The sequence below is a fragment of the Halothiobacillus sp. genome (assembly GCF_027346185.1).
Classification (GTDB): domain Bacteria; phylum Pseudomonadota; class Gammaproteobacteria; order Halothiobacillales; family Halothiobacillaceae; genus Halothiobacillus.
Genome location: NZ_DAIESY010000105.1, coordinates 1 through 7134, shown reverse-complemented (window position 1 = coordinate 7134; position 7134 = coordinate 1). Strand labels below are relative to the sequence as shown.

Genomic DNA, 7134 nt, shown 5'->3' with positions numbered 1-7134 from the left:
GGGTTAATCGTGAAAAATCGGCAGGACGCTCATCGCTCCCCCACGGGCTTGATGTCCCAGAGGCACTTCGAACTGTCATGCCGAGCCAAATGAATCTTACATAAAATGTACGTTCCATCGGGCAAAATGAAACATACAAGGCGCTCTCGTTCAAAAGAAAGGGCTAATTCTCCCCCTTTGAGAAAGAGGGGCAGGGGGGATTTGCCGAGTCATATCTGCTACCCGAAAGAACGCTGCTTTTGTGCAGAGGTTCCCTAAAGTTAAAACAAGCAAAGCCCGCAATGCGCGGGCTTTGTTGACATGATGCGAGATTTTGCGAATTCGCTTGCTGTTGTGTGGCTTGGACGTTAGCTCATCTTCACGTACGAGGTGCACCAGCCTTTAGCTGAGACGTCTTTGCCCGGGAAAACGGCGCATGGCCCCCAATCGGCTTTGCGATCCCCTTGATACAGTGCGCAGCTATTGCAGGCGTCCCCCGCCTTATATGCTGAGCTTTTGCTTTCGGTGGCCACCTCAACGTAGCTTAATGCCATGGCTGTCGGGTCGGAAGGCGACAGATGAGGCAAGTCTGCGGCGACGGCCATACGCGCCATACCCATACCGGCTATCGGAATCAGTGCAGCCGATTTGACGGCAACGCTCAAAAAATGACGACGGGTGGGCGCAGAAGCGCTGTCAGAACGATTATTACTCATGTTCAATCTCCTCTGTGCTGTTTAGGCACCTCTTATACTAGATGGTTTTGCTATCTTTTTCCTCCTTCCTCCCGATTTTTTGTTTATCAGGCCATACTGTTTGCTGTATCGCCTTTTCGTATCGAGGGTTCTCATGTCTTTTTCTCCCAAGCAGGATTCTTTGCACTGGTGTTTAGAGCAGACATTGGCCTATGCCGTCGATGACTTGTGTCTGCCCGCTCAAGCAGATCGTGTGCCGAACCCGCGAATGATCGCCTGGAACGAATTACTGGCCGCCGAGATGGGGCTTGATTTGCCAAGCAATGAAGCCGGGGCGGAGATTTTTTCCGGAAACCGCCTTCCTGCCGGCGCGGAACCGTCGGCTCAAGCCTACGCCTGACATCAGTTCGGCAATTTCGTGCCGCTGCTGGGCGATGGTCGGGCTTTGCTGCTGGGGGAAGTGGTCGATCGCCACGGAAAACGGCGGGATATTCAGCTCAAGGGGGCGGGGCGAACACCGTTCTCGCGCGGTGGCGACGGCAAGGCGGCCCTCGGCCCGGTACTGCGAGAATATCTGGTCAGCGAGGCCATGCACGCCTTGGGCATTCCAACCACGCGTGCGCTGGCGGCGGTGACTACCGGGGAAACGCTGTGGCGCAAGGGCGAGGTGCCGGGCGCCATACTCACACGGGTGGCGGCGAGCCATATCCGGGTGGGCACCTTCGAGTTTCTTGCCGCGCGCGGTGGGGATGCCGTTCGGTTGAAACAGCTCGCCGATTACGTCACCAATCGCCATTATCTTTCCTTGAAGAACAGCACTTCGCCTTATATTGAGCTGCTCGAAGCGGTGGTCGATGCGCAGGCAAATCTGGTGGCGCGCTGGATGTCGGTCGGGTTCGTGCACGGCGTCATGAATACCGATAACACGAGCATTGCGGGCGAAACCATCGATTACGGCCCCTGCGCGTTCATGGAGGCCTATCACCCGAAAACCGTCTTCAGTTCGATCGATCTGCAGGGGCGTTATGCCTACGGCAATCAACCGAATATCGCGCGCTGGAATCTGGCGCGCTTTGCAGAAACCCTATTGCCATTGATTGATACGGATGGGGACGCAGCGATTGCGCAAGCCAATACCGTGCTGGCTGATTTCCCTGACCGTTATGCCCGGCACTGGTTGGCGGCCATGCGTCCCAAGCTCGGTTTGAGTAGCGATACGGGTGTGAGCGATAGCGGTGATACGGAACTGATTCACTGGCTCCTGGCGGCAATGCAGTCGGAGCACGTCGATTTCACGCAAGGTTTTCGCCTGCTGTCGACCGCGGTGCGCGGTAATGCAGAACCGCTGCGGGCGCTGTTCAATGGCTCGGCGGATTTTGCCGACTGGCTTGAGCGTTGGAATACCCGCATGGCACAGGAAAAACGGACGGCCGATGAGCGCGCCGAACGCATGGATGCCGTGAACCCGGTGATCATCCCCCGCAATCATCAGGTGGAGGCAATGATTGAAGCCGCCGTGCGTGATGATGATTTTGGGCCTTTTCATGCATTGCTCACGGCTGTCACGCATCCGTTTGAGAATCGCCCCGAGTGGCAGAAGTACGCCGAACCGGCGCCCGCGTCGTTCGGACCGTTCACGACATTCTGCGGTACCTGAATCGCGCCGCTGTCACCGGGTGGGGATGGACTGCGCCTGCCGCTGCCGCCTGGCACGAATATCCAGTCCGCAAGCCAGCGCCAACAGGATGAATATCAGGCTCAGGCCGATCACATAACGCCAGAACAGCGGGTAGGTCATCTGAATCGGAATGGTAAGGTAGATGAGCACCACATGCGCGCTGAACACCGCGAGGCTGTGGCGCCCGAGGCAGGCGAACGGTTTCGGCAGCGCCAGCGCCCAGGCGGGCCAGTCCACTTTGCGTGCCAGATACAGCAGCGTCCAGAACGTGTAGGCGAGCGCGGCGATATTGACGAACCGCAGACCAGCCAGTTGGTGTCGATCCACCCAGGCGGGGTTCCAGAAGGCCGGGAAGGGAATCAGCTCGTGACGCAGGCCGAAGAAAACCACTATCGCGACCATAGCGATGAGCGCGAGCGCGATCTGTGGTTGCCGAGGCAGGCGTTGCTGGAACATGCGAACGCCCAGCGCCGCGCCGGCGAAGAACAGGATTTGCCAGACGAGGGGATCGAATTCACCGACCTGAAACGGGAAGTCCAGACCCAGGTGGCTGGCGATGGCCGAACGCCAGTTGCCCCCGGCTATTTCCTGGGAAAACAGCCACCAGACCAGCAGACTGACACCCAATACCAGCCAAACGCGCCCGGCGACTAATTGACGGATGATCCCCGGCGCGACAAGCACGAACAGAGCATACATCGGCAGGATATCGAGCAGCGGCGGCTGGTAGATCAGCAACGTGCCGAGTATCAGCCCCAGCGCGGGCGCCTCGGCGATGAATTGTGCGTGGCTGTGCCAGTCATCCGCCCAGCCATGGGTAATCAAGGTGTAGAGCGCGACAAACATCAACAGCGCAAAATGGCTGAGATAAATGACCCACGCGCGATGTCGGGCCTTGATGGCCATGGAAGCAGGATTACGTTGCTCGAGTTTGGCGTAGACCAGTCCGAAAACGGTGCCGGAAAGTAAAACAAAGCCCTCTGCATTGCTAAAGAATCCCAAGGGTTGCCACATCAGCCATTCGAATGTGGGCCCAAAATGACCAAGCGTGATGCCGACAAGCATGAGTCCTCTGAGAAAATCTAAATATAACAGTCGGTTGCTTTGAATAGGTTGGATTGGTTTCGTGGTCATGGCTCAGGCTGGAAGAGAAAGGTGATGGGAATTTCGGGCAGATCCTACCTCCCCCTTTGCAAAAGGGGGATTGAGGGGGAATTTATTCAACAGATAGGACGGATTCATAAATCCCCCCTGCCCCCCTTTTTCAAAGGGGGGTGTGGCGTTGCCTTTTGAAAAGGGGGATCGTTGGTTTTTTCAAAGAGTACTTCAATGCTGGATACCATTGAAATGACGGGGTATTCCTGCGTTGCAGGAGCTTCTGAATTGATCACAGGCTTATCAAGCTTTGAGTAACACGCTAAGCCACTCGTCCATCAACGATTCGCTAACGGCCACAACCGCCGATCGTGGCGCAAGTTTGAGTTCATCATCCAGCGCGTCACGGTGGCCATCGAGCGCGGCCGAGGATGCGCCTGCCTCCAGCGCAATCAATTGCCCTGCGGCATAATCCCAGGGTTTTTGTTTGCCGTGCACATAGACCTGAACGCGCCCGGCGGCAAGCCAGCACCAGTCCAGAGCAACCGAGCCGATGGAGCGCTGCGAGGCATACGGTGCGTCCCCGGCGAGGCGGCAAGCCAGCGTTTTATTCAGGCGTTTGAAATCGACGATGGCCAGACAACGTGCCAACGGCAGTTCGGGTAGTTTGCGTACGTCCAGACGTGATTCGTTGAGGAAGGCACCAGTGCCGCGGCGGGCATGAAACATCTCGTCGCGCACGGGGTCATAGACAAGCCCGGCGATGACCTGACCGCGGTCGAGCAGCGCCAGTGTGAGCGAGAATACCGGGAAGCCCGCACGGAAATTACTGGTGCCATCCAGCGGATCGACGACCCAGAGCGCTTGTTCTCCTGCAAGGCAGCGTGCCCAGGCGGCATTCTGTTCTTCGTCGGTCATCTCTTCGCCCAGAAAGCCGATGGCAGGGAATCGCTCGGCCAGCCAGTCCTGAACGGCGGCTTGAATCGCATGATCGACGGCAGTAACCCAACTGCCATCCGCCTTGGTTTCGACCTCGGTTACCGCCATGCTCATGTGCTGGCGGGCAATCCGACGCATGGCGTCGCGGGTTTGCAGCCAATCGGCATGCCAATCAAACCCACTCGTCATCGCTGTCACCCAATAAACCATCAAAAAAACCGCTGCCCGAGTCGCCCTGATCGAACATTCCGCTGCTGTCCGCTTGCATCGGGTCAATCGGGTCTGCCGCCGGGTTATCAAATGGCGAGGTGCTGTTATCCCAGCCGCTTGTACTCATGTCCGTGCCGGGTGATGTTTCATAGAAATTTTCGGTGATATTCGTCACGTCTTCCACGGGTTGATTACCCGCCAGCGCGCCGCCACCCAAACCACCGCCCATCAGGTGTTCGATGCCCTGAAAGAGCAGGGCGCCCCCGAGAACACCGGTTGCGGTAGCCGCCGCCGTGCCGAGAAAGGAGCCGCCACCGAAGGCCGGCCGGGCGGAAGGCACCGCTGAATTGGCGGCTGAAGCGGCTGCTGGTAGGGGGGAAGGTTCAGCGCGGCCGATAGGTTGCCCGTACGCATTGGTCTGTACGGGGTTGTTCGGTATGGACTGGGGGGTTGTTCCGCCAAGGAAGCTGCCGGATGCCTGCGACTGCAGGGCCTTGATCTGGGCCTGGGCCTGCTCCAGGGCCATTTCGAGCAGCAGGTGCCGTTGAACGAGCAGGTAGGCCGCATCGGGTGCTGCCGTGAATGTGTCACGGATCATTTGTGCCGCTTCGGGGTCTTGTGCCGAGGAGGTCATGCCTTGGGCTGCCTCGCGCAGGTTATTGAGCAGGTTGTTCAACAGGGTGCGTTCTTGATAGTTCATCTGTTCTCTCCTCAGGTTAAGCCAGAATAAGGTTTGTGCAAAAGTATCCGATTTGATCCGGGCGCCAGAATGGCACATTCAGCGTTTGATTGGAGTCCGATCGTAACGCAGGGTTCCTCCGTTTTTCTTGTGACACGCCTTTTGTCGCCAACTGGTCGCAAATCTATGTGAAAATCCCCGCATGGGTTGCCATATGGCCGAATAAGGCGTGAATACCGGTCGGGTCTGGTTTGAATCGGCCGGGCCGGTGCGCTGGTTTCGGTTTTTACGGCAAAAGGTGATTTATACGTTATTTTTCAGATCGGTGTTATCAATCCGCCCCGGGTATCTATGGGTATGAAATTACACGCCAATATGCACTGGATTTTTGGTTTTGCACTGGCGGTTGTGTTTACGCTGACCGCCTTTTTTGTGCTGCGTGGGCAGGAAGATCGTGCCGCCGATATCGAGTTTGAGGTTCACGCATCCGAGCGGATAGAGGACCTGGCCGGCAGTATGCGCCTGTCGCTGAATTATCTCGACGCGTTGGGTGCTTATTTCGATGCAACCAGCCAGGTGGACCGCGCGCTGTTTCAGCGCCTGGCTTCACCCTTTCTCGATGGCAGTTCACCCATCTCCGCGCTTGAATGGGTCCCTCGGGTGCCGGATGCAGAGCGGGCCGCCGTGACCGCCGCGGCACGGCTGGATGGATTCCCGGCATTTGAATTTACCGAGCGCGACGCCTCCGGGGCATTGATTCCCGCCGCCAAGCGCCCGGAGTATTTTCCGGTGTATTTTCTTGCCCCCTACCATGGTAACGAAGCGGCTTTGGGTTTTGATCTTTGGGCCGATTCGCTGCGCCGCGCCGCCATGAGACGCGCGATCGAGACGCGCAAGCCCGTGGCGACGGATCGGATCTCGCTGGTTCAGGATTCGGTCAAGGCAAACGGCTTTCTGGTTTTTCGGCCCGTATTTTCGTCCATTACACGTTTGGCGGAGCATCGAACCACCCCGGTGCGCGGTTTTGTTCTGGGGGTATTCCGGCTTGATCGACTGATGGCAAAGGACGACGCTTACCACCCAGCGGTGCGGCTTGTGATCGTCGATAACTCGGCCAAAGGTGGTCCACAGATTTTATATCCGGGTGGGCAATCTGCCGATATCTCGCAGGTGCTGTCCAGCCCCCACAGGCTGACCCGTACATTGACCGTGGCCAACCGAACATGGACGGTAGTGGCCCTGCGGCGGTCGCCCGCCTTGTCCACTCACCATTCGGCGAGTACGGCGACTCTGATTCTGGGCTTATTGCTCTCAGTGCTACTGGCTTTGTACATGAGGCAGCGGGAACGCAGGCAGGCGCTGATCGAGGATACCGTGCGAACACGCACCCACGATCTTAAACAAGAGCGCAATTTCAATCGGGCGATTCTGGATTCGGCGGGGGGTGTCGTCATGGTGATCGACCGCAAGGCCGAAATCATACGCTTCAATCTCGAAGCCCAGAGATTGACCGGCTGTACGGCCGAAGAAGTCGTCGGCAAGCCATTTTATTGGGAACGCTTTTTGCCGCCGGATCAGCGAGCCGACGTCAGAGCGGTGTTCGAGCGTTTTCTGGCCAAGGATATTCCCGCGCGTCTTGATATGCCCTGGCTCGATCGGTCGGGTAAACGGCATGAGTTTGACTGGAGCACCACGCTCCTGTTGGATGATCAGATGGCGCCCGAGTACCTCGTGACGGTCGGCATCGATATGACCGATGCCCGCAAAAACGCCGAGGCGCTATCGCGAAGCGAAGCGCGGTTTCGCCAAATGTTCGAACACAACAACGCGGTGATGTTGCTGATCGACGCACAGACAGG

6 protein-coding genes and 1 pseudogene are annotated in these 7134 nt (G+C 57.7%); 3 read left to right on the top strand and 4 right to left on the bottom strand.

Features of this window, described 5'->3' with window-relative positions; genetic code table 11:
- Nucleotides 1–347 precede the first annotated feature (347 nt).
- Nucleotides 348–695, bottom strand: coding sequence for a high-potential iron-sulfur protein (locus M7R55_RS07650; RefSeq protein WP_298219826.1), 348 nt, complete (start codon nucleotides 693–695; stop codon nucleotides 348–350).
- Nucleotides 696–828: 133 nt separating this feature from the next.
- On the opposite strand from M7R55_RS07650, the gene M7R55_RS07645 reads away from it, so the two are divergent.
- Both M7R55_RS07645 and M7R55_RS07640 read left to right on the top strand, forming a co-directional pair.
- Nucleotides 829–1074, top strand: coding sequence for a hypothetical protein (locus tag M7R55_RS07645; RefSeq protein WP_298219825.1), 246 nt, complete (start codon nucleotides 829–831; stop codon nucleotides 1072–1074).
- A 12-nt stretch (nucleotides 1075–1086) separates the two neighbouring features.
- A pseudogene (locus M7R55_RS07640) lies at nucleotides 1087–2331 on the top strand (protein adenylyltransferase SelO); the annotation flags it as partial.
- Nucleotides 2332–2343: 12 nt separating this feature from the next.
- Here the strand turns inward: M7R55_RS07640 and opgC are convergent.
- From opgC to M7R55_RS07625, 3 genes are all read right to left on the bottom strand, one after another.
- Entirely contained in the window at nucleotides 2344–3486 is a 1143-nt protein-coding gene (gene opgC, locus M7R55_RS07635; RefSeq protein WP_298219824.1) for an OpgC domain-containing protein, read from the bottom strand.
- Nucleotides 3487–3750: 264 nt separating this feature from the next.
- Nucleotides 3751–4575 carry an inositol monophosphatase family protein gene (locus M7R55_RS07630; RefSeq protein ID WP_298219823.1) on the bottom strand — a complete coding sequence of 275 codons (825 nt, stop codon included), beginning with the start codon at nucleotides 4573–4575 and terminating at the stop codon, nucleotides 3751–3753.
- Entirely contained in the window at nucleotides 4559–5296 is a 738-nt protein-coding gene (locus M7R55_RS07625; protein WP_298219822.1) for a DUF2076 domain-containing protein, read from the bottom strand. Before M7R55_RS07625 ends, M7R55_RS07630 begins: the two co-directional genes overlap by 17 nt.
- A 336-nt stretch (nucleotides 5297–5632) precedes the next feature.
- On the opposite strand from M7R55_RS07625, the gene M7R55_RS07620 reads away from it, so the two are divergent.
- Nucleotides 5633–7134: CHASE domain-containing protein (locus M7R55_RS07620; RefSeq protein WP_298219821.1), on the top strand; the 1502-nt coding region annotated here is incomplete at its 3' end.